This window comes from Rhodococcus sp. 2H158 (genome assembly GCF_053764755.1).
In genome coordinates this window covers 24,654-47,932 of the sequence record NZ_JBSNCE010000003.1, presented here as the reverse complement: position 1 = coordinate 47,932, position 23,279 = coordinate 24,654, and the positions used below count along the sequence as shown (strand labels likewise).

General features: G+C 72.1%; 16 protein-coding genes. 6 read left to right on the top strand and 10 right to left on the bottom strand.

Features of this window, described 5'->3' with window-relative positions:
* Positions 1-2: 2 nt before the first annotated feature.
* Positions 3-2,669, bottom strand: coding sequence for an alanine--tRNA ligase (alaS, locus tag ACWPOB_RS03640; RefSeq protein ID WP_455399932.1), 2,667 nt, complete (start codon positions 2,667-2,669; stop codon positions 3-5).
* Positions 2,670-2,893: 224 nt separating this feature from the next.
* Positions 2,894-4,303: a replication-associated recombination protein A gene (locus tag ACWPOB_RS03635; RefSeq protein ID WP_455399931.1), complete on the bottom strand. Its 1,410-nt coding sequence runs from the start codon at positions 4,301-4,303 to the stop codon at positions 2,894-2,896.
* Positions 4,304-4,451: 148 nt separating this feature from the next.
* Between ACWPOB_RS03635 and ACWPOB_RS03630 the strand changes: the two genes are divergently transcribed.
* The 3 genes from ACWPOB_RS03630 (at position 4,452) to ACWPOB_RS03620 (ending at position 7,905) form a co-directional block, all read left to right on the top strand.
* Positions 4,452-6,098, top strand: a complete 1,647-nt coding sequence (locus tag ACWPOB_RS03630) for an alkaline phosphatase D family protein (protein WP_455400057.1) — start codon at positions 4,452-4,454, stop codon at positions 6,096-6,098.
* The gene (locus ACWPOB_RS03625; protein WP_455399930.1) at positions 6,095-7,393 is read left to right on the top strand and encodes an alkaline phosphatase family protein; all 1,299 of its coding nucleotides are present in this window, start codon (positions 6,095-6,097) and stop codon (positions 7,391-7,393) included. Before ACWPOB_RS03630 ends, ACWPOB_RS03625 begins: the two co-directional genes overlap by 4 nt.
* A gap of 86 nt (positions 7,394-7,479) precedes the next feature.
* Positions 7,480-7,905, top strand: coding sequence for a CBS domain-containing protein (locus tag ACWPOB_RS03620; protein ID WP_100056749.1), 426 nt, complete (start codon positions 7,480-7,482; stop codon positions 7,903-7,905).
* Between the two features lie 45 nt (positions 7,906-7,950).
* On the opposite strand, the gene ACWPOB_RS03615 is transcribed toward ACWPOB_RS03620, so the two are convergent.
* From ACWPOB_RS03615 to aspS, 5 genes are all read right to left on the bottom strand, one after another.
* Entirely contained in the window at positions 7,951-9,090 is a 1,140-nt protein-coding gene (locus ACWPOB_RS03615; RefSeq protein WP_455400056.1) for a kinase, read from the bottom strand.
* A 35-nt stretch (positions 9,091-9,125) separates the two neighbouring features.
* The gene (locus tag ACWPOB_RS03610) at positions 9,126-10,151 is read right to left on the bottom strand and encodes a zinc-binding metallopeptidase family protein (RefSeq protein ID WP_455399929.1); all 1,026 of its coding nucleotides are present in this window, start codon (positions 10,149-10,151) and stop codon (positions 9,126-9,128) included.
* Positions 10,144-11,094 (bottom strand): transglutaminase family protein, encoded by a 951-nt coding sequence (locus tag ACWPOB_RS03605; protein WP_455399928.1) that lies wholly within the window; start codon positions 11,092-11,094, stop codon positions 10,144-10,146. Before ACWPOB_RS03605 ends, ACWPOB_RS03610 begins: the two co-directional genes overlap by 8 nt.
* Positions 11,091-13,676 (bottom strand): circularly permuted type 2 ATP-grasp protein, encoded by a 2,586-nt coding sequence (locus ACWPOB_RS03600; RefSeq protein WP_455399927.1) that lies wholly within the window; start codon positions 13,674-13,676, stop codon positions 11,091-11,093. Before ACWPOB_RS03600 ends, ACWPOB_RS03605 begins: the two co-directional genes overlap by 4 nt.
* 162 nt (positions 13,677-13,838) lie before the next feature.
* Positions 13,839-15,617, bottom strand: a complete 1,779-nt coding sequence (aspS, locus tag ACWPOB_RS03595) for an aspartate--tRNA ligase (protein WP_455399926.1) — start codon at positions 15,615-15,617, stop codon at positions 13,839-13,841.
* A 144-nt stretch (positions 15,618-15,761) separates the two neighbouring features.
* On the opposite strand from aspS, the gene ypfJ reads away from it, so the two are divergent.
* Together ypfJ and ACWPOB_RS03585 are read left to right on the top strand one after the other, a co-directional pair.
* Positions 15,762-16,676, top strand: coding sequence for a KPN_02809 family neutral zinc metallopeptidase (gene ypfJ / locus ACWPOB_RS03590; protein ID WP_100056754.1), 915 nt, complete (start codon positions 15,762-15,764; stop codon positions 16,674-16,676).
* 88 nt (positions 16,677-16,764) lie between these two features.
* Positions 16,765-18,204: a lipase maturation factor family protein gene (locus tag ACWPOB_RS03585; RefSeq protein WP_100056752.1), complete on the top strand. Its 1,440-nt coding sequence runs from the start codon at positions 16,765-16,767 to the stop codon at positions 18,202-18,204.
* Between the two features lie 484 nt (positions 18,205-18,688).
* On the opposite strand, the gene ACWPOB_RS03580 is transcribed toward ACWPOB_RS03585, so the two are convergent.
* From ACWPOB_RS03580 to ACWPOB_RS03570, 3 genes are all read right to left on the bottom strand, one after another.
* Entirely contained in the window at positions 18,689-20,071 is a 1,383-nt protein-coding gene (locus ACWPOB_RS03580; RefSeq protein ID WP_455399925.1) for a wax ester/triacylglycerol synthase family O-acyltransferase, read from the bottom strand.
* Positions 20,072-20,122: 51 nt separating this feature from the next.
* Complete coding sequence (locus ACWPOB_RS03575) at positions 20,123-20,773, bottom strand: response regulator (RefSeq protein ID WP_100055725.1); 651 nt, start codon at positions 20,771-20,773, stop codon at positions 20,123-20,125.
* A 75-nt stretch (positions 20,774-20,848) separates the two neighbouring features.
* Positions 20,849-21,271, bottom strand: coding sequence for a pyridoxamine 5'-phosphate oxidase family protein (locus ACWPOB_RS03570; protein ID WP_100055726.1), 423 nt, complete (start codon positions 21,269-21,271; stop codon positions 20,849-20,851).
* Positions 21,272-21,482: 211 nt separating this feature from the next.
* On the opposite strand from ACWPOB_RS03570, the gene ACWPOB_RS03565 reads away from it, so the two are divergent.
* Positions 21,483-23,189 carry a GAF domain-containing protein gene (locus tag ACWPOB_RS03565; protein WP_455399924.1) on the top strand — a complete coding sequence of 569 codons (1,707 nt, stop codon included), beginning with the start codon at positions 21,483-21,485 and terminating at the stop codon, positions 23,187-23,189.
* Positions 23,190-23,279 lie beyond the last annotated feature (90 nt).

The following is a 23,279-nucleotide window of genomic DNA, read 5'->3' as shown; positions in this document are numbered from 1 at the left end:
CGTCAGCCGGCCAGCTCGCTCAGCCGGGCCCGGAACGCGGTCAACGCCGCGGGGATCCCGGCCGGATCGGAGCCGGATCCCTGCGCCATGTCGGGCTTGCCGCCGCCGCGGCCACCGATGGCGGGCCCGAAGCTCGACACCAGGTCGCCGGCCTTGATGCCCCTCGCCTGGGCCGCCTTGGTGGTGGCGACGACGAACGGCACCTTGCCGTCGGCGGAACCGAGCAGCAGCACCACGGCGGGCTCGCTGCCGAGCCGGCCGCGGACGTCGGAGGCGAGGCTGCGCAGGTCGTTCCCGGCCACGCCCTCGGGGGCGGTCTCGGCGACGACGAGCAGATCCCCGGTGCGCTGCGCCTTCTCGGCGAAGGTGCCGGCCGAGGCGAGCACCGCGGCGGCGCGGGTCCGTTCGAGCTCCTTCTCGGCCACCTTCAGCCGCTCGATCAGGGATTCGACCCGCGCGGGCACCTCCTCGGAGGGCACCTTCAGCGTCGAGGAGAGACCCGCGAGCAGCGCCCGCTCCTTGGCCAGGTGCCGGTACGAGTCCAGGCCGACGTATGCCTCGACGCGGCGCACGCCCGAACCGACGGACTGCTCGCCGAGCAGGGTGACGGTGCCGACGTGGGAGGAGTGCTCGACGTGAGTGCCGCCACACAGCTCCATCGAGAACGGGCCGCCGATCTCCACGACGCGGACCTCGTCGCCGTAGTTCTCGCCGAAGAGCGCCATCGCGCCCATCTTCTTGGCCTTGTCCAGGTCCGTGACGAAGGTGTTCACCGGGTAGTTCGCGGCGACGGCCTCGTTGGTGACGGCCTCGATGTCGGTCTTCTGCTGCTCGCTGAGCGCGCCGGGCCAGGAGAAGTCGAACCGCAGGTAGCCCGGCTTGTTCAGCGAGCCGGCCTGCACGGCGTTGGGGCCGAGGACCTCACGCAGCGCGGCGTGGACCAGGTGGGTACCCGAGTGGCCCTGGGTGGCGCCCTTGCGCCAGGACGGGTCGACCTGCACGAGCACGGCGTCGCCCTCGGTGACCTGTCCCTCGAGCACGGTCACCTTGTGCACCCACAGCTGCTTGGCGATCTTCTGGACGTCGTTGACCTTGATGCGCAGGCCGCCGGCGGTGATGGTGCCGACGTCGGCGATCTGGCCGCCGGACTCGGCGTAGAGGGGGCTGCGGTCGAGGATCAGCTCGACGTCCTGGCCGGCCTGCGCCGCGTGCAGCCGCTCGCCGCCGGTGATGACGGCCAGCACCGTCGCCTCGGTCACCAGCTCGGTGAAGCCGGTGAACTCGGTGGGGCCGCGGTCGAGCAGCTCCTTGTAGACGGTCAGGTCGGCGTGGGCGTGCTTGCGGGCGCGGGCGTCGTCCTTGGCGCGCTGGCGCTGCTCGGCCATGAGGGAACGGAACCCGTCCTCGTCGACGGTCAGGCCCGCCTCGGAGGCCATCTCCAGCGTCAGGTCGATGGGGAACCCGTAGGTGTCGTGCAAGGTGAAGGCCTCGGTGCCGCCGAGGACGGACCTGCCCTGCGCCTTCGCGGTCTCGACCGCGCCCTCGAACAGCTTGCTGCCGGTGCCCAGGGTCTTGAGGAACGCGGTCTCCTCGCCGACGGCGACGGTCTCGATGCGCGAGAAGTCCGTGGCCAGTTCCGGGTAGGACGGGCTCATGGTGTCGCGCACGACGGCCATGAACTCGGCCATCGTCGGCGTGTCGGCGCCGAGCAGCCGGGCCGAGCGCACGATCCGGCGCAGCAGGCGGCGCAGCACGTAGCCGCGACCGTCGTTGCCGGGGTTGACGCCGTCGACGATGAGCATCGCGGCGGTGCGGGCGTGGTCGGCGATGACGCGGAACCGCACGTCGGAGGCGTGGTCGGCGCCGTAGACGCTGCCGGTCAGCTCGGCGGCCTTGTCGATGACCGGGCGCAGCAGGTCGGTCTCGTAGACGTTCTCGACGCCCTGGAGCAGGAACGCGACGCGCTCGACGCCCATGCCGGTGTCGATGTTCTTCTTCGGCAGCGGCCCGAGGATCGGGTAGCCCTCCTTGGCGCCGCCCTCACCGCGCTCGTTCTGCATGAACACGAGATTCCAGATCTCGATGTAGCGGTCCTCGTCGGCCTCCGGGCCGCCCGGGGCGCCGTACTCGGGGCCGCGGTCGTAGAAGATCTCCGAGCAGGGGCCACACGGGCCGGGGATGCCCATGGACCAGTAGTTGTCCTTCATGCCGCGACGCTGGATGCGCTCGGCGGGGACGCCGATCTTGTCGTGCCAGATCGAGTACGCCTCGTCGTCGTCCAGATACACCGTCGCCCAGAGCTTCTCGGGATCGATGCCGTAGCCGCCGTCCTCGACGGGGCTGGTCAGCAGCGACCACGCATGGCCTATCGCCTCTTCCTTGAAGTAGTCGCCGAACGAGAAGTTGCCGGCCATCTGGAAGAACGTGTTGTGCCGGGTGGTGATGCCCACCTCCTCGATGTCGAGGGTGCGCACGCACTTCTGCACCGATGTCGCGGTGCTGAACGGCGGGGTCTGCTGGCCGAGGAAGTAGGGCACGAACGGGACCATGCCGGCGTTGACGAACAGCAGGTTCGGGTCGGCGAGGATCAGCGACGCGCTGGGCACCTCGGTGTGGCCGGCCTTCACGAAGTGGTCGAGAAAGCGCCTGCGGATCTCGTGGGTCTGCACGTCGATGGTCCTCTTTGTCTGACGGTGTGGGCTGCCGAACCCGCGCGGGCACGGCGAATCGGCCATCGTTCAGCTTATCGCGCGGGCGACGGTGGCCGTTCTCGCCACCCGCACGGCTCCGCCCCCCGCCGGTAGGCGAGCGAATGTATCGTTCACCTCCGTAGTCCGACGGCATGGCTCATTCGCTCGGCGCCTGCCGCGCGACCTGCGGCGCACGCGGTGCCCTACCGTTCGCCGCGCACGATCCGGCGCAGCTTGGGCACCCGCTGCGCCAGCTCGCGCTCGGCGCCGTGGCCGGTCGGGGTGTAGTAGTCGACGCCGACGAGTTCGTCCGGCGCGTACTGCTGCGCCAGGACGCCGTCGGGGTGGTCGTGCGGGTAGCGGTAGCCGACGGCGTTGCCGAGCTTCTGGGCGCCGGCGTAGTGGCCGTCGCGCAGATGCGCCGGCACCGACCCGGACCGGCCGGCCTTGACGTCGGCGATCGCGGCGCCGAGCGCGGCGGTCACCGCGCCCGACTTGGGCGCGGTCGCGATGTGGATGGTGGCCTGCGCCAGGGCGAGCTGCGCCTCGGGCATGCCGACGAGCTGCACGACCTGCGCGGCCGCCGTCGCGGTCTGCAGCGCGGTCGGATCGGCCATGCCGACCTCCTCGCTGGCCTGGATCATCAGCCGCCGCGCGATGAACCGCGGGTCCTCCCCCGCGACGATCATCCGCGCGAGATAGTGCAGCGCCGCGTCGACGTCGGAGCCGCGCAGCGACTTGATGAACGCGCTCGCGACGTCGTAGTGCTGGTCGCCGTCGCGGTCGTAGCGCACCGCGGCCTTGTCGATGCTCGACTCGACGGTCGGCAGGTCGATCGTCGCGCCCGTACCGCCGCGGTCGAGCGCGGTCTCGGCCGCCGCCTCGAGCGCGGTCAGCGCGCGACGTGCGTCTCCGCCCGCGAGGCGCACCAGGTGGTCGAGCGCGTCGTCGGTGATCTCCACACCGCCGCCGAGACCGCGTTCGTCGGTGCGGGCCCGCTCGAGCAGGGCCCGGATGTCGTCCGGGCCCAGCGGCTGCAGCTGCAGCACCAGCGAGCGGGACAGCAGCGGGGCGACGACGGAGAACGACGGATTCTCGGTGGTGGCCGCCACGAGCAGCACGATCCGGTTCTCCACCGCGGCGAGCAGTGCGTCCTGCTGGGTCTTGGAGAAGCGGTGCACCTCGTCGATGAAGAGCACGGTCTGCTCACCGGCGCTCAGGCGGCGACGGGCCAGGTCGATCACGGCCCGCACGTCCTTGACGCCGGCCGACAGCGCGGACAGCGCCTCGAAGCGGCGGCCGGTGGCACCGGAGATGAGAGAGGCCAGGGTGGTCTTGCCGGTCCCGGGCGGGCCGTAGAGCACGACGGACGCGGCGCCGGAGCCCTCGACGAGGCGGCGGAGCGGCGCACCGGGGGCGAGCAGGTGCTGCTGGCCGACGACTTCGCTCAGGTCGGCCGGGCGCATGCGTGCGGCGAGCGGCGCGTTCGGTCCGGCACCGCGGGACGGGCGCGACGCCGGTGGTTCGGGTGCGGGGTCGGGCTCGGTGGGGCGGGGGGTCTCGAACAGGGCGTCCGGTCCGGCTGGTTCCTCCGCTCCGAAGAAGGTGCTCACCCCACGACGCTACCGTCCCGGCCCGACGGCAGGTCGGGCCGACGGCGCGTGAACCGGCCGTGAACGTTCGGGACATTCCGTCGCGGTACTTGCTCATCGCGGGGCACGCTGGTCTGATCGTCCGGTGCCCCCCACCGAAACCCGTGTCGTGTCGCGACGGACCGCGCTGCGCGCGGGCGGCGTCGCCCTCGGCGCCGCGGCCCTGGCGGCCGTCTCCGTCTCCCCCGCCGCGGCGGGGAGCGCCGTGTTCGCGCACGGCGTGGCCTCCGGCGATCCGCTGCCCGACCGGGTGATCCTGTGGACCCGCGTCACGCCCGCCCCGGACGCCGTGCCCGGTTCCGGCCTCGGCGCCGCGACGACGGTCCGCTGGGAGATCGCCACCGACGGTGACCTCCGCGACGTGGTGACCTCGGGGTCCGTGACGACGTCCCCGGCGTCCGACCACACGGTCAAGGTCGATGCGACGGGCCTCGAGCCGGACACCGCCTACTTCTACCGCTTCACCGCCGGCGACGCGGCCTCCCCGGTCGGCCGCACCCGCACCGCGCCCGGGCCGGGGGCCGCGCTGGCCCGCCTACGGTTCGCGGTGGTGTCCTGCTCGAACTGGGAGGCCGGGTTCTTCGGCGTCTACCGGCACCTGGCGGCGCGCCCGGACCTCGACGCCGTCGTGCACCTCGGCGACTACCTGTACGAGTACGGCACGGGCGAATACGCCTCCGGCGGCAACCGGGTGGTGCGCCCGCACGACCCGCGGCACGAGATCGTCACCCTCGCCGACTACCGGATCCGGCACGGCCAGTACAAGAGCGATCCCGATCTGCAGCGGCTGCACGCGCTGCTGCCGTGGATCGTGGTGTGGGACGACCACGAGAGCGCCAACGACGCGTGGTCCGGCGGCGCCCAGAACCACGACCCCGCCATCGAGGGAGCCTGGGCGGAGCGACGGGCCGCGGCCCTGCAGGCCTACCTGGAGTGGCAGCCCCTCCGGCCGGGCGGCACCGCCGACGCACCCCGGCTGTACCGGCGGCTGCAGTTCGGGGACCTGGCCGAGCTGTCGATGCTGGATCTGCGCAGCTATCGCTCCGAGCAGGTGAACGGGCGCCGCATCGACGACCCGGCGCGCACCATCACCGGCGCGGAGCAGATGGCGTGGCTGACCGCGGGCGTGACGAGTTCGGGGACGCGATGGCAGCTCATCGGGAACCCGGTGATGATCGCCCCGGTACTCCTGCCGCCGCTGGACGAGCGGACCACGGCGGCGCTGACCGCCGTCGCGGGGCTCCCCGCGGCGGGGGCACCGTTCAACGTCGACCAGTGGGACGGCTATCCCGCCGACCGGCGACGGCTGCTCGACGCGATTCGTGCCTCCGGCCGCGACGTGGTGTTCCTCACCGGCGACATCCACTCGTCGTGGGCCGCCGACCTCCCCGTCGACGCCGCGAACTACCCCGGCGCGGGCACCGTGGCCACCGAACTGGTGGTGCCGTCGGTGACCTCGGCGAACATCGACGAGATGCTGGGCGTCGCGCCCCGCACCGTCACCCCGTCGATCGAGGCGGCGGTGCTGGCGACGAACCACCACATCCGGTACGTCGAACTGGACTCGCACGGTTTCGGTGTTCTCGACGTGACACCCGACGCGGTGCAGATGGACTGGCTGTACGTGCTCGATCCGACCGACCCGGGCACCGGCGTGCGGTACGGCACGAGCCGGCGGGTCGCCGCCGGCACGCCGCGGCTGGAGCCGGCGGCCGCTCTCGATCCGGGTGCGCACGGCCGGCAGGCCCGGCCGTGACGCGACCCGCCGGAGCGATCGACCGGCGCACGATGCTCGCCGGCACGGCCGTGCTGGCCGGCGCGGCCCTGATCGGCACGGCTCGGGCCCTGATCGGCACGGCTCCGGCCCGGGCGGCGACGCCGTCGGCGCTGCTGCCGGACGCGGACGTGCACGTCCTCGTCGTCGACGGGATGCGCCCGGACGAGCTCGCGCCGGGTCTCACGCCGCATCTCGTCGCGCTCGCCGACGCCGGCACCCGGTACACCGCGGCCCGGGCGATCTCGGTGGCCGAGACGCTGCCGAACCACGCGGCGATGATGACCGGTGTGCTGCCGCACCGCTCCGGGGTGCCCGCCAACTCGATCTTCGACCCGGTGCTCGGCCGCACCCGGGACCTCGACCGGCCGACCGACCTGCGCGCCGGGACGGTGCTCGACCGGCTGCCCCGCGAGCTGGGGCTGACGACCGCGAGCGTGCTGTCCAAGCGGTACCTGCACGGCCTGTTCGGCGGCCGCGCGTCGGTGACGTGGGATCCGGTGCCGCTGCTACCGGTCACCGAACACGCGCCGGACCGGTTCACAGTCGACGCGCTGATCTCCGTGGTGGACGAGCGGTCGCCGCGGTTCACGTTCACCAACCTCGGCGACGTGGACCGCGTCGGGCACCTGGACGTGCTCGGCGCGTCGCTGCGGCTCGCGCGTACCGCCGCGCTGCGCTCGGCGGACGAGCAGGTGGCCCGGTTCGTGGAGTTCCTGCGTGCGACGGGACGGTGGGAACGGTCGGTGCTGGTGGTGCTGGCCGACCACGGGATGGACTGGTCGGCGCCGGACCAGCTGATCGGCCTCGTCGACGTGCTCGGCGCCGGCCCGCTGCTCGCCGGATCGGTGCGCACCGCCCAGAACGGCGGTGCGAACCTGCTGTACTGGGTCGGCGATCCGGCGGCCCGGGTGGACGCGGTGGCGCGGATGCGGGAGGTGGCCGCCGCCGTCCCGGGCGTGGCCGCACTGTACGCGGGTGCGGATCTGGGTCTCGGCGCCGCCGCGGGTGATCTGGTGGCATTGTGCGACGCGGGGTGGCGGTTCTCCGATCCGAGCCCGTTGTCGAATCCGATTCCGGGCAATCACGGTCACGCCGCGACCGTCGAGATCCCGTTCTTCGTCGCCGGCGGGCACGCGAGTATCCGCCGCGGCCTCACGGTCGCCGACCCCGTGCGCACCCTCGACGTCGCCCCGACGGTCGCGGCGCTGTTCGGGTTGGCCGAGCCGGCGGGCGGCTGGGACGGCCGCGCGGCGACGCACGCCTTCGCCGGGTGAGGCCGATACCTCCGCAGCCCTTCCGCCGGTCGCCCTCGCGCGTGACAATGGAAGTGCAGTAACCGTTTTCAACGGAGGAGGCAGTGATGACCACTGCACGCGACATCATGCACCGCGACGCGGTCTGCATCGGCGAACACGACACCCTCGAGACCGCGGCCCGGCGGATGCGGGAACTGGACATCGGCGCGTTGCCGATCTGCGGCGACGACGACCGGCTCCACGGCATCATCACCGACCGCGACATCGTGCTCGAGTGCGTGGCCGCGGGCGGCGACCCGAGTTCCATGACGGCCGGTGAGCTCGCCCAGGGCAAGCCCTACGTGGTCGACGCGGACGCGGACGTCGACCGGGTCCTGACGGTGATGGAGGAACACCGCATCCGCAGGCTGCCGGTGGTCGAGGAACATCGGCTGATCGGCATGATCAGCGAGGCCGACCTGGCCACGCATCTGCCCGAGTCGGAGGTGGGCCGGTTCGTCGAGGCCATCTGCGCGCGTACCGCGCCGTAGGCGGGCCGGGCGTACCGCGCCGTAGGCGGGCCGGGCGCACCGCGGTCAGTCGCCGACGCGCTGCTCGAGACGTTCGAGGACGTCTCGAGCATGCCCGGCGACGTCGTCGTGTCCGGTGTCGGCGGCGAAGTCGGCGAGCAGCGACCAGCGGCTGCGCAGCGCGTCGGACCACGGCACGGAGAGGTGGTGGTCCCGCACCGCCGCGATGCGGGCATGGTCCTCGGGGACGAACAGGTAGGTGCTCAGCCACACCCACGCGAGCTGCGCGTCGAGCAGCCGCTCGGCGAGCACCTCGTCGAAGCCGAGCGAGGGCCACATGCCCACCACCTCGGCGCGCCACGCGTCGGCCATCGCGCGGGCCCGCTCGAGCGTGAGTGGCGCCTTGCACAGGCACGCCGGGAAGGAGGTCAGGGCGTAGGCGATGTCGAGAGTGGCGTCGCGGAAGCCGCCCCACTCGTAGTCGAGGAACTGCACGCCCTCGTCGCCGACGACGATGTTGTCCGGGCACAGGTCCGAGGGGCTGAAGGCCCGGAACCGGCCGGCGGTGAACAGCTTCGCGGCCCGCTCGGCGCGGTCGATCACGCTCTGCGGCACGTCGAGGCCGAACTCGGTCGCGAAGCGGTCGGGCACGACGCGCAGCGCACCGGTGGCCTGCTCGACGACGGCGTCGGCGAAGTGCGCCACTTCGGCACGGCGCAGCAGGGCGGCGAAGTCCTCCTCGCGCCCGACGGTCGCGGCGTGCATCCGGCCGAGCGCCTGGGCGAACGCCATGAGGGTGTTGGTGACGGTGTCGGTGTCGTCGCTGCGCAGCAGCGTGGCGATCGGGGTGGCGTCGCCGAGGTCGCTGAGCACCAGCAGCCGCGACTCGAAGTCGTAGGCCAGCAGTTCGGCGCCCGGCCGGTCGTCCTTGGCCAGGGCGGTGGCGAACTGGTAGGAGACCGCCTCGCGCAGGAACGCGACCTCGTCGTCGGTGGCGGCGCCCCGGAAGCCCACCCGCCGTTCGGCGTGCGGGGGCACCTGCTTGAGCACCAGGGTGCGCGGCAGGGAGAACGGGTTCGCCGCCACCCGGACGCGCAGGACCACCGAGCGGCCACTGCCGCCGAGATCCACCGGATCGGCCAAGGTCACGGGTGCGCCGGTGCGCCGGGTCAGCAGCTTTTCCGCCGCCTCCACCACTTCCGACATGGGCTCCGCCAATGTTGCAGTCATCGTCTGACAATCTACCCGGTTCGGGCGACGATCCGTTCGTGCACGAACCGCATCTTGACCAAAACGTGCGGGGGCAGCACGAACGGATACAGGTCGGCGTGACCCATGGACCGGTTGACCATGTTCAGCGACCAGGCCAGCGGCAACCAGCGCTCGAGCAGCTTGTCGAAGCCGGCCGGACCGGGCTGGGGCCGGTCCAGGGCGACGCCGGCGGGTGCGAACCCGAATCCGGCGGCGGTGTCCAGGGCGTCCCGCATGTGCAGATAGTGCGCGAACGTCTCGGCCCAGTCCTCGGCCGGATGCATCGTCGCGTACGAGGAGACGAACTCGTCCTCCCACCCGTCGGGCGCCCCCTCGGAGTAGTGCCGGTCCAGCGCCGCCTGGTAGTCGGCGTCGGGGTCGCCGAACAGCGCCTCGAACCGGGCCCGCACGGCGGGGGTGCCGATCAGGACCATCTGGTAGTAGTGCCCGATCTCGTGCCGGAAGTGGCCCAGCAGGGTGCGGTACGGCTCGCCCATCTCGATCCGCAGCTGCTCACGGTGCACGTCGTCGCCCTCGGCGAGATCGAGGGAGATCACTCCTGACGCGTGTCCGGTGAGGACCTGCTCGTCGCGGCTCGACAGCAGGTCGAACGCGAGGCCGGTGTCCGGGTCGGTGTCGCGGCCGGTGAGCGGCAGGCCGAGCTCGGTGAGTTCGACGATCAGCCGGCGCTTGGCGGCCTCCGCGTCGGCGAACGCCGCCAGCGCGTCGGTGTCGTCGTCGGCCGGGCGGGTGCGGGTGAGCCGGCACGACCGGCACAGCCCGGGCTCGTCGCGGCCGACGATCCAGTTGCAGCGGGCCAGGTGCAGGTTGTCGCACAGCCGGTAGCGGCGGGCGGGCACCGCACCGGAGGCCGGGCCGTCGGCGTCGTCCTCGGGCAGGATCGCGACCATCGAGACCGTGCCGAGGTCGAAGCCGATTGCGCTGCCGCAGCGCAGGCAGACCGAGTTCTCGAAGGCCAGTTGCTGCCCGCACATCGGGCACGAGAAGTCACGCATCGGCCGCTCCTGTCGGTTCGGGGTCGGTGCCGTCGCCGCCGGCGGGCGCGAGCGGCGCCACGTCGACGGACACGTCGATGGTGCTGTCCTTGGCTTCGGTGTAGATCACCCCGCGCAGCGGCGGCACGTCGGCGTAGTCGCGGCCCCACGCGACGGTGGTGTACCGCTCGTCCACGAGCTGGTCGTTGGTCGGGTCGAAGGCGAGCCACGTGTCGCCGGGCAGCCACACCGCCGCCCAGGCATGCGTCGCGTCGACGCCCACCATGCGTTCGCGTCCGGGCGGCGGATCGGTGGCGAGGTAGCCGGACATGTAGCGGGCGGCGAGGCCGTGCGCGCGCAGGCAGGCGAGGGCCAGGCGCGCGAAGTCCTGGCACACGCCGGAGCGCGCGATCAGGACCTCGGCGACGCGCGTGGACACCGACGTCGATCCGGAGTGATAGGCGAAGTCGGTGAAGATGCGGTGGGTGAGTTCGGCGATCGCCTCGACCAGCGGCCGGCCCGGAGGGAAGGTGGGCGCGGCGTAGGCGAGTACCTCGGCGTCGATCTCGGACGGGTCGAGGTCCAGGACGAAGTCGGTGGCCAGGGCGCCGGACGTGCCGACCGGCCGCGCCGACTCCCACGGCGCGACGGCGGGACCGGCGACCAGCCGCGCCGGATCCGGCGGGGTCACCGTCACCTCGGACTCCGCAGTGACGACGAGCGTGTCGTGTGGCTCGGCGACGTGGAAGTAGATGTCGCGGTTGCCCCACAGGTCCGCCCCGATCGACGTGTCGGCCGGGGCGGGGTCGACGGTGACGCTGCTCGAGACAACCCGCTGGTTGTCGGTGTCGCGGGGCAGCAGGTAGCCGCGGCCGTACGAGGAGGTCACCACACCGGAGTACCGGTAGGTGGTGCGATGCACGATGCGGTACCGGCGCAGGGCGGGGTCGAGCGGATCGGTCACGGCAGGGTCCTCCGCTGGGCGCCGCCCCACAGCGGCCGGGTGCCGCCGGGCAGCGACAGCGGCCCGCGCAGCAGCTGCTCGGCCAGTTGCTCGAGTCCGGTGTGGACGGCCGCGAGGAGATCGGCGAGCTCGCGGCGGACGCCGTCGGTGGCGGTCTCGAGATCGACCGGGTCCACCCGGCGCAGCCGGGTCAGCAGCTCGTCGGCGAGGCGTTCGGGCCGGGTCGAGCCGGAGGCGTCGGGCAGCGCCCGCAGGTTCTCGCGCAGCCGTTCGAGCACCCACGCCAGCGAGCGGGGGTTGGTGGTGTCGAGCAGCAGCAGCTGTGCGACGGCGGCCGGGCGCACCCGGTGGTTGCGGCGGCGGTAGGTCACCGAGCTCTCCGCGGCGCCGAGCACCGTCTCCATCAGCGCCCGGTCGGTGGCGGCGTCGCGGACGACGGTGAGGGTGGTCGCCAACAGGGTGGTCAGCGACAGCGCCCGCTCGATCCGCTTGCCGAGGTCCATCACGTGCCAGCCCAGGTCACGGACCATCGATTCGGCCCCGAGCCCGGACAGGGCGAGCATCCCGGCGAGAACGGCGGACTGGGTGGCGCCGAGCAGGGAGCCGTCGTCGTCGCGGTCCTCGGCGAGCGCGTCGAGGGCGCGCTGGACGTCGGCGAGCACGGCCCACGTGTCGTTGGAGAGCTGGTCGCGCACGGCCCGGGCCGCCTGGTCGAGTCCGGCGAACGACTGGGCGAGCGAGCCGAGCCGTTCCGGATCGACGGTCATGGAGCGGAATTCCGCTGTGGCGGAGTGGTAGTCGTCCATGACGTCGGCACCGGTGTGCTGCGCCGCGATCGCCGGTCCGGGAGCCGCGGCGGTGAGCGCCGACAGCAGCACGGGCAGGCACTCGCTGCCCGGCAGCCAGGGCCGGAAGCGGTAGTCCTGGTAGCGCTCGCGGACCGCGACGAGCAGGCGGGCGGTGTCCTCGGCCCGCTCGCCGTAGCGGCCCAGCCAGAACAGGTCGTTGAGCACCCGAGGCGAGGCGACGACGTCGACGGGGGGCACGGCGAAGGTGGACACCTCCTCCCCGGCCGGAACGCTCGTCGCGCCGGTGGTGGCCGTGGGCGCGGCGGTGCGCACCCACACGTCCTTGGCGACGACGCGCATCGGCGGCCGCGTGCGCGGCGTCGCGCCCGGGACGACGATCTCGCCGAGCCCACCGGGCATGGGGGTGAATCCGACCCGCTGGGCGACGGTGAACAGCCGGACGCCGACCGGCGCGGCACCGAGCCCGCCGGAGATTCCGGACAGCGACGGGACGTACGAGTGGTCGGGAATCTCCTGGCCGACCCACCGCCCCGGCTGCGCTCGCACCTGGGCGAGCAGGCCCTCGCGGTGCTGCGCGTCGAGGCTGCCGACCATCACCGACCGGGCGGTGACCGCCGACCGCAGCACCAGCCGCTCGAACCTCTCCGTCAGCGCCGCCACCCCGGCCGGGGTGCCGCCCCAGTATGCGGGGACCGGCTCGAGCAGCAGGTCCTCGTCGAGCAGCGCCCGGCACAGCGACGGCAGGAACTCCGCCAGGGCCGGATTCTCGAGCACCCCGCTGCCGAGGGTGTTGACGACGGTGACGGCGCCGCGCCGCACCACCTCCACGAGCCCGACCACGCCGAGCCGCGAGTCCGGCCGCAGGTCGAGCGGGTCCGCGTAGGCGGCGTCGACGCGGCGCAGCACGACGTCGACGCGGGTGAGCGAGCCGAGCGAGCGCATCCACAACCGGCCCTCGCGCACCACCAGGTCGGCGGCCTCGACCAGTGGGAACCCGAGGACGCCCGCGATGTGGGCCTGATCGAAGGCGGTCTCCGAGTGCGCGCCCGGGCCCAGGACGACCACCACCGGGTCCTCCGCGCCGGCGGGTGCGGCCTCGCGCAGCGCGAGCCGCATCGCCTCGACGAACGGCGACAGCGGCCGTGGGTTCGTCGCCTGGTACAGGTCGGGCATGGCGCGTGCCGTCACCCGCCGGTCGGCAAGGGCGTACCCGGCGCCGGACGGGGCCTGCGTGTGGTCCCGCACCACCCGGAACCGGCCGTCGCGGGCACGGGCGACGTCGATTGCGTGGAAGAACAGCTGATGCGGCCCGGGGAGCGAGAGCCCGTGCGCGGCCCGCACGTAGCCACGATGGCCGAACACCAGTTGCGGGGGCACCAGTCCCTCCCGGAGCGTGCGCATCGGCCCGTACAGGTCGGCGAGCAGCGTGTCGAGCAGCCGTGAGCGCTGCAGCAGACCCTGCTCGAGGGTGCCCCACTCGTCGGCGGAGAGGACGAACGGCACCCCGTCGAGCTCCCACCGGTGCGGCGCGGCCGGACCGGTCTCGTCGGTGCGGGCGTCGACGGGGTTGTAGGTGATGCCGTGGTTGTCGACGAGCCGGCGCACCCGCTGCCGGTAGCGGGCCAGCGCCTGGGGGCCACGTGCCTGCAGGCCCTCCGCCAGTTCGGCCCAGTGGTCGCGGACGTCGCCCGCGGGGTCGAAGAGTTCGTCGAATTCCGGTCCGCGGTGGGCGTACCGCGCCCGCAGCGACTGCGTGGCGACCACGTCGGTCATGCCGTTGCCGCCTCTCCGTCCGTCCCGGCGCCTGCTGTCACTGTGCCAGGCCGCGCCCCGCCGTGCGCGCCGCGCCGTGTCACCGCGGCGGAGCCGCCCTCTGTGACACCGCGGCGGCGCCGGCCCGTGGGCAGGCGCCGCCGATACGGTCCTGTCGGTGCCCTACTTCTCGGCCTTCTTCGGCTCCGGCTTGAAGTCGATGCCGGACTCCTTGCGCTGCTCGGGGGTGATCGGCGCCGGAGCGTCGGTCAGCGGGTCGACGCCGCCGCCGGACTTCGGGAACGCGATGACCTCGCGGATCGAGTCCGCACCGGCGAGCAGGGCGGTGATGCGGTCCCACCCGAAGGCGATGCCGCCGTGCGGCGGCGCGCCGTACTTGAAGGCCTCGAGCAGGAAGCCGAACTTCTCGTTCGCCTCCTCCTCGGAGATACCCATCACCTTGAACACGCGCTGCTGGAGGTCGGTGCGGTGGATTCGGATCGAGCCGCCGCCGATCTCGTGACCGTTGCACACGATGTCGTAGGCGTAGGCGAGGGCCGAGCCGGGATCGGTGTCGAACGTGTCGAGGTGCTCGGGCATCGGCGAGGTGAAGGCGTGGTGCACCGCCGTCCACGCGGAGCTGCCGAGAGCAACGTCGCCGGAGTCGGTGGCGTCGGCGGCCGGCTCGAACAGCGGGGCGTCGACGACCCACACGAACTTCCAGTCGTCGGGATCGATGAGATCGAGCTTGCGGGCGATCTCGCCGCGAGCGGCACCGAGCAGCGCGCGCATGGGCTTGGTGGCGCCGGCGGCGAAGAAGATGCAGTCCCCCGGCTGGGCGCCGACGTGCTTGGCCAGGCCCTCCCGCTCGGCGTCGGTCAGGTTCTTCGCGACCGGTCCGGACAGCTCCCCGTCCTCGCCGACCAGCACGTACGCCAAGCCCTTCGCCCCGCGCTGCTTGGCCCACTCCTGCCAGGCGTCGAGCTGGCGCCGCGGCTGGCTCGCGCCGCCGGGCATGACGACCGCGCCGACGTACTCGGCCTGGAACACCCGGAAGGTGGTGTCCTTGAAGAACTCCCTGCACTCGACGAGTTCGAGGCCGAAACGCAGGTCGGGCTTGTCGGAGCCGTAGCGGCGCATCGCGTCGGCGTAGGTCATGCGCGGGATCGGGGTGGTCAGCTCGTGCCCGACCAGGCGCCACAGCGCGTGCAGGATCTCCTCGGCGAGCAGGATCACGTCGTCCTGGCTCACGAACGCCATCTCGATGTCGAGCTGGGTGAACTCCGGCTGCCGGTCGGCGCGGAAGTCCTCGTCCCGGTAGCAGCGGGCGATCTGGTAGTACCGCTCGATGCCGCCGGCCATCAGCAACTGCTTGAACAGCTGCGGCGACTGCGGCAGTGCGTAGAAGCTGCCGGGCTGCAGCCGCGCCGGCACCACGAAGTCGCGTGCGCCCTCCGGGGTGGAGCGGGTCAGCGTCGGGGTCTCGACCTCCACGAAGCTGTGGTGGGCGAGCACGGCGCGGGCGGCGGCGTTGACCTTGCTGCGCAGCCGGATCGCCTTGCCCGGGCCCTCGCGCCGCAGGTCCAGGTAGCGGTACTTCAGGCGGGCTTCCTCGCCGACCTGGTCGTCGAGCTGGAACGGCAGCGGCGCAGCCTCGTTGAGAACCTCGAGCGTCGAGGCGTTGACCTCGACGGCACCGGTGGGGATGTCGAAGTTCTGGTTGCCCTCCGGCCGGACCTCGACCACTCCGACAACCTTGATGCAGTATTCGGCGCGCAGACGGTGCGCCTGCTCGAGGACGGCGCCCTCGCGGAAGACGACCTGCGACACACCCGACGCGTCGCGCAGGTCGATGAAGATCACCCCGCCGTGGTCGCGGCGCCGGGCCACCCAGCCGGTGAGGGTGACGGTCTGCTCGGCGTGCTCGGCTCGCAACGAGCCGGCGAGATGGGTGCGCAGCACGGAATTCCTTTCGAAACAACCTAACGAGGGACGTCGTCGTTGCAATCCTACGAAAGACACACATCCGCCGAGGACACCCGTACCCGATCGGCCGTGCCAAGCTGAACCGATCGGTCCCCCTGCGACGAGGAAGTGAAGGCGGCGATGACGTTCAACGAGGGCGCTCGGATGGAGGGCGGCCGCATCCAGCTCGGCGGCGGAGGCGGCCCGGGCGGGAAGATCGCGATCGGCGGTGGCGCCGGCGGCCTGCTGGTGCTGATCCTGGCACTGCTGCTCGGGGGTGATCCCGGCTCGCTCCTCGGCAGCGGCGCCGCGGAGCAGTCCGGGCAGTACGGCTCGGGCACCCTCGAGGGCTGTGAGACCGGGGCGGACGCCAACGCGAGCGTCGACTGCCGCGTCCAGTTCACCGTCGGCAGCCTCGACGCGGTGTGGGAACAGCAGCTCGAGCCGCAGACCGGCGTCGAGTACGTCCGGCCCGCGGTCGTGCTGTTCTCCGGCGCGGTCGCGACGGGCTGCGGCAACGCCACGAGCGACGTCGGACCGTTCTACTGCCCGGCCGACCGGACCGCGTACTTCGACACCAGCTTCTTCCAGGACCTGGTCACCCGATTCGGCGCCAACGCCGGTCCGCTCGCGCAGGAGTACGTCGTCGCGCACGAGGTGGGCCACCACCTGCAGAACCAGCTCGGGGACCTCGGCCGCGCGCAGACCGATCCGCGCGGCGCCGACTCCGGGGCCGTCCGCACCGAGCTGCAGGCCGACTGCTATGCCGGGGCGTGGGCGTACCACGCCGACAAGCAGCCGGATCCGAACACCGGGGAGCCGTTCCTGAAGCCCCTCACCCAGCAGGACATCCGCGACGCGCTGTCGGCGGCGTCCGCCGTCGGCGACGACCGGATCCAGGCTTCCGCCGGCGGGCGGGTGAACCCCGAGGGCTGGACGCACGGGTCGTCCGACCAGCGGCAGAAGTGGTTCCTCGCCGGGTACACCACCGGGCAGATCGCGGCGTGCGACACGTACACGGCGCGAGATCTGGACAACCCGCCGGCGCTGCGCTGACCCCGCCGCCCACCACGGGGAATCCACTCCCGAAACGCGGTGCGCGTGCCATGCTCGAGGGGTCCGCACCGGTACGAGGTGACCTGCCGTGGAATGGTACGACGCCGACGGGTATTCGCTGGGACGGCTGCTGTGCACGCGCGCGCTGGCCCTGGTGTACCTCGTCGCGTTCCTGGTGGCGCTCAACCAGTTCCGGGCGCTGCTCGGGAGCACCGGCCTGACGCCGATTCCCCGCTTCCTGAAGGCGACGTCGTTCGGCCGGGCCCCGAGCGTGTTCCACCTGCGCTACTCGGACCGTCTCTTCGCGGCGGTCGCCGGTCTCGGCGCGGTCCTCGCCGCCGCCACGGCACTCGGGGTGACGGACCGGCTGCCGCTGATCGCGTCGATGCTCGTCTGGTTTCTGCTGTGGCTGCTGTACCTGTCGATCGTCAACGTCGGACAGGTCTGGTACTCGTTCGGCTGGGAATCGTTGCTGCTCGAGACCGGCTTCCTGGCGATCTTCCTCGGCAACGCGGACACCGCCCCGCCACTGCTCGTCCTGATCCTGCTGCGCTGGCTGCTGTTCCGGCTCGAGTTCGGGGCGGGCCTGATCAAGATGCGCGGCGACCGGTGCTGGCGGGATCTGACGTGCCTGTACTACCACCACGAGACCCAGCCGATGCCGGGCCCGCTGAGCTGGTACTTCCACCACCTGCCCAGGCCCCTGCACCGGGTCGAGGTGGCCGGGAACCACGTCACCCAGCTCGTGGTGCCCTTCTTCCTGTTCGCGCCGCAACCGATCGCGGGGATCGCGGCGTCGATCATGATCGTCACCCAGTTGTGGCTGGTGGTCAGCGGCAACTTCTCCTGGCTGAACTGGCTGGCGATCGTGCTGGGCCTGTCGGTGATCCCGGACAGCTGGTGGGAGCGCCTGCTGCCGCTCGAACCCGGGCCGGGGTACGGGACGACGCCGACGGTGTTCGTGGCGGCGGTCGTGGCGCTGACCGGGACGGTCGCGGTGCTCAGCTACCTGCCGGTGCGGAACATGCTCTCCCACCGGCAGGCGATGAACGCCTCGTTCAACCGGTGGCACTTCGTCAACACCTACGGTGCGTTCGGCAGCATCACCCGGCACCGGCACGAGGTGATCGTCGAGGGCACCTCCGATCGGGAGGTGGGTCCCGGCACCGTGTGGCGCGAGTACGAGTTCAAGGGCAAGCCCGGCGACGTGCGCCGCCGGCCCCGCCAGTACGCGCCGTATCACCTGCGGCTGGACTGGCTGATGTGGTTCGCCGCGCTGTCCCCCGACTACGCGCGCTCCTGGTTCGGGCGACTGCTCGAAAAGCTGCTGACCAACGACGAGCACGTGACGGCACTGCTGCGCCGTAACCCGTTCCCCGACGCGCCGCCCCGCTGGGTGCGGGCGCGGTACTTCAGCTACCGGTACACCACGTGGCGCGAGCGCCGCGAGACCGGCGCGTGGTGGGTGCGCGAGTACATCACCGACTACATGCGGCCGGTGGCCCTGGCCGATCGCGACGTCGAATGAGGTTCACCGGAGACGGCGGCGCTTTCGAAAATTCAATCTCGCGTTATCTCACCTTTATCGAACATCAACGCCAGGTAAAGAAAGGGATCGACCGGGCGACCGGTATCCGGGGCCCGGATAGGAAAAGGGGGCCTGCGTCCTCAACCCGCAGGCCCCCTCTATTTCCCCGGGATCAGCTGAGGTTCATGTCCTCGGCGGAACCGGAGAAGAAGTCGAACGCGCCGAAGAGATCGGCGATTGCTCCGAAGAAGTCGGCCAACGTTCCAAAGTCCATGCTGGAGCTCCATTTCTGATCTTGTACATACCGTACCGGTGCCGTGCACCGAACCCAATTGTTACCAAACGCGCCGGGTCCCGCAATTCGAGCGCGGACCCGGCTGCCGCACGCTGTGGAGGGAAATCGAGTTCCGCGAAATTCTCAGGTATCCGCGAATGCAATTGCTGTCGCGCACGGTCGGCACGATCGCGCCTCTGGCGGGCCGCGTCAACGGTGCGGCGGGCCGCCGACCGCCGCGACGCCCAGTGCCGCGAGGCCGTCGACGATCCCGCCGGCGAACTCGTTGACGTCCGGGACGAGATCGGCATCGGCGACCACGTCGACGTTCAACCGGCCTGCGTAGGACAGCACGCCGACGGCGACACCGACGTTGCCCTGCACCACGCCCACCTGGAACAGCTCGCGCACGCGGGCACCCGCGAAGTACAGCGGCACGGGTGGGCCGACCAGATTGCTGACGAACAGATTGACCAGCCGTTGGCGCCGCATCACCCGCACCGTCCACCGCTGGAGCAGCCGTCCCCCGGGCTGCAGCGGCGGCTCCCGCTTGAGCCGCGCGGTCTCGCGGGAGACGGCCGCGACCCGGGCGGCCACCGACCCGGGCCCCACCGGCAGGGGCACGAGCAGGATCCCGACCCGGTTCCCCGGGCTCCGGTCGTCGGCGGTGCGCAGCGACGCCGCCACCGACGCCTTCAGGATCAGGTCCGGATCGAGTTCGCCGCGCGCCGCGAGGAGCCGCCGTGCGCCGGCGGCCACGGCGGCGAGCACGACGTCGTTGACCGTCGCACCGTGCGTGTGGGCGACGCGCCTGACCTCGGCGAGGTCGCAGCGCACCAGGCTCAGCCGGCGGTGCGGCCCGACGGGACCGTCGAACGACACCCGCGGGGCCCGGCCCTGCCGGGCGAGCGAGCGCAGCTGCCGCACCCGCAGGGCGGCACGTCGCGCCGCCACCGTCGGCCGCACTGCCCGGATCCACCGCCACGCGGCCCCGGTCCGGCCGTGCAGGTTGTCGCGGACGAGCGCACGCACGGAGGGCGGAGGTGCGGGGGTGGGCACGGGACCGGGTTCCTCGTCGGGCGCGGCCGCGGCAGTATCGAGCAGGGCGCCGAACAGTTCGAGTGCGGCGATGCCGTCGGCGACCACGTGGTGGAGCCGCAGCAGCAGCGCGATCGTCCCGTCGTCCCGGTCCGTGAGCAGCCACATCTCCCACAGCGGCCGGGACCGGTCGAGGCGTGGTTCGTCGAGTTCCGAGCAGGTGCGCAACAGGGTGGCCTCGTCGCCGGGAGCGGGCAGGGCGCGAGTCCGCACGTGGCACGAGATGTCGAAGCGCGGGTCGTCGACCCACACGGGCGGTCCGGCACCCGGCGGCGGGCGGTGCAGCCGCTGCCGCAGCCGGGGCGCGCGGCGGGTGCGCCGCTCGACGTGCTCGCGGATCGCCGCCAGCCGGAGACGTCCGGCCGCATCGCGCAGCGGTGCCCCGTCCAGGACGGCGAGCGCGGCCACGTGCATGGGCACCCCGCGGTCCTCGACGCGCAGGTTCCCTACGTCGAGCGGGCTCAGCCGCTCGAATCGGGGCCGGTCGTCCGCCATGGTGCCCGTCCTGCCTTCACCCAACGCCCGGACGGCGCGGCTACGGAACGTTCAGCGCCCGCCGGGGCGTCTCGGCGGCACCTTCGTCGCCAGTACCGCGGCCTGGGTGCGGCGTTCGACCCCGAGCTTGGCCAGCAGCCGCGACACGTAATTCTTCACCGTTTTCTCGGCCAGGAACATCCGTTCGGCGATCTGCCGGTTGGTCAGCCCCTCGCCGAGCAGCGCGAGCAGGGTCCGTTCCTGATCGGTCAGGTTCGCATACGGTCCGCCGTCGTTGCTGGTGTCGGCGCGCAGTTTCGCCATCAGCGTGGTCGCGGCGCGGCTGTCGAGCAGGGACTTGCCTGCTCCGACGTCCCGCACGGCCTGGATCAGCTCGGTGCCGCGGATGTCCTTGAGCGCGTAGCCGCTCGCGCCGGCGAGTATCGCATCGAGCATCGCCTGCTCGTCGGTGAACGAGGTCAGCATCAGGCAGCGCAGTCGCGGCATCTGCGAGAGCAGTTCCCGGCACAGCTCGATGCCGTTGCCGTCGGGGAGCCGGACGTCGAGCACGGCGACGTCGGGTTCCGCGGCAGGAACCCGCACGAGAGCCTCGCCGAACGACGACGCCTCCCCCGCGATCGTCAGTTCGGGATCCGTGGTGAGCAGGTCCGCGATGCCACGGCGGACGACCTCGTGGTCATCGACGAGAAAGACCTTGACCATGCGGCAGCCTCCAATCCCCGGTCAGCACGGTACCGCACGGTGTGCCGGCTCACGGTCGGCTCGGGGACAGGACTGTCAACTGCGCTCGCCGGGCCACCACGGCAGCGTGGCACGTCGCCCACTGATGTGCTCGACGTCGATGACGAGGAGGGGATCCTCCGTGCCGATGCCCCACGGCACGCCGCCGGTGCCGTCGAATCCGCGGAGACCGTCCGTGCCGCGCGCGAGCCGGGCGCGGCCGATCGCGACCACACTCCACCCCGACCGGGTCGGCGGCTCGAGTTGTTCGGCATGGAAGGCGAGCAGCCTGCCGTCGAAACGCTCGAACCACCCGTCGTCGCCGGTGGGAACGACGATCTCGCCGTTCGGCGCCGCGAAGGTCACCGGGTGCACCGCGGGCAACGCCCCGTCGGTGTAGACCAGACGGCCGGTCGACACCGACCGCAGCAACGCCATGCACCGACCCGGCGCGAGCGGAGCTTCCGGACCCGTCGTCATCCTGGGCTCCCCTCCTGCAAAGACATCTCCGCACTCCACCCTCGCCCGTCGAGGCGGCACGCGGCAGGGTCAAAAGTCGTCACCACCGGGGCGCAAGTCACCGCGCCGGGGGTCACCCGCGGATTACCCTCGGCACAATGGGAAAAACCGGGCCTTTCGAAGCGGCCCGGGCACGCGGCGCAGGGGCCGTGATCCACCGAAGGGGTGAGCGATGGCCGCCGACGAGGAAACGTTGCTCGCGGGGACCCTCTCGCAGCTGCGACTGAGGGAGCTGCTCGCGGAGGTCCAGGACCGCATCGACCAGGTGATCGTCGCGCGCGATCAGATCGACGGTCTGCTCGAGGCCGTGCTCACGGTGGCGTCCGGGCTCGAGCTCGAGGCGACGCTCGAGCGCATCGTGCACGCCGCGATCGAGCTTGTGGACTGCCGCTACGGCGCCTTGGGCGTCCTCAACCGCCGCGGCGACGGATTGCAGAACTTCGTGTACGAGGGCATAGAGGAAGACACCCGCGCGCTGATCGGCGACCTCCCCACCGGCCACGGACTGCTCGGCCTGCTGATCGAACAGCCGAAACCGATTCGCCTCGACAGCCTGGCCCAGCACGTGGCCTCGTCCGGCTTCCCGGCCCACCACCCGCCCATGCGGACCTTCCTGGGTGTGCCGGTCCGGGTGCACGGCGAGGCGTTCGGCAACCTCTACCTCACCGAGAAGGCGAACGGTCAGTCGTTCACCGAGGACGACGAGGTGATCGTGCAGGCCCTCGCGGCCGCCGCCGGCATCGCGGTGGACAACGCGCGCCTGTTCGAGGAGGCCCGGCTGCGGCAGCGCTGGCAGGAGGCCACGAGCGAGATCCGCGCCGAGTTGCTCGCCGACACCGAACCGGAGGAGGTGCTCGACCTCATCGCCCGGCGCGCCCTGGCCCTGTCGGAGGCGGACCACGTGCAGATCGCCCAACCCGAGGATCCCGACGTGCCGCCGGAGGAGGTGGCCGCCCTGATCGTCACCGCGTACGCCGGTTCGGACCCGGCCGGGTTCGGCGGCAAGCGGATCCGGGTCGAAGGAACCGCGACCGGAACCGTGTACCGGCACGGTGAGCCGCTGCAGGTCACGGAGTTCGACGGTGACGGCGACCGGCACGGGCCGGCGCTGCTGCTGCCGCTGCGTGCGGCGACCGACACCGTGTCGGGGGTGCTGTCGGTCATTCGCGATCCGGGGCGGGAGCCGTTCGACGACCGTCAACTCTTCCTCGCCACCTCCTTCACCGATCAGGCGGCGCTCGCGCTGAAGCTGGCCGACGACCAACGACGGCTCAACTCTCTGACCGTGCTCGCCGACCGGGACCGCATCGCGCGGGACCTGCACGATCACGTCATCCAGCGGCTGTTCGCCCACGGCCTGAACCTGCAGAGCACCCACGCCCGCACCCGGGCGCCGGAGATCCGCGGGCGCCTGGCGGACATGATCGACGACGTGCAGAACATCATCACCGACGTGCGCACCGCGATCTTCGACCTGCACGGCGGGATGGAGGGCACCCGGCAACTGCGGCAGGCCCTGCACGACATCGTCGCCGAACACACCGCCGACGTCGGCCTGCGCACCGTCGTGCGCATGTCCGGGCCGCTCAACGTGGTCACCGGGACCCTCGCCGATCACGCCGAGGCGGTGCTGCGGGAGGCGATGAGCAACGTGGTGCACCACTCCGGCGCGGACAACGTCACCGTCACCGTGTCGGTCGACGACTACCTCACCATCGACGTCACCGACAACGGCGTCGGCATTCCGGCCACCGTCGCGCGCAGCGGACTGCACAACCTCGCCTCCCGCGCCGAGGAGGTCGCGGGCACCTTCACCGCTACCGCGGTCGACACCGGCGGCACCCGCCTGCTCTGGTCGGCGCCGCTGCCCGAGGACTGAGCTCGAACCGCCGGCGGCGGGCGGTTCCCGGCCCCGGTATCTCGCCGCGGGCGCGGCAGCGGGTCTCACCGAGGCGGTGACCGGCTCGGT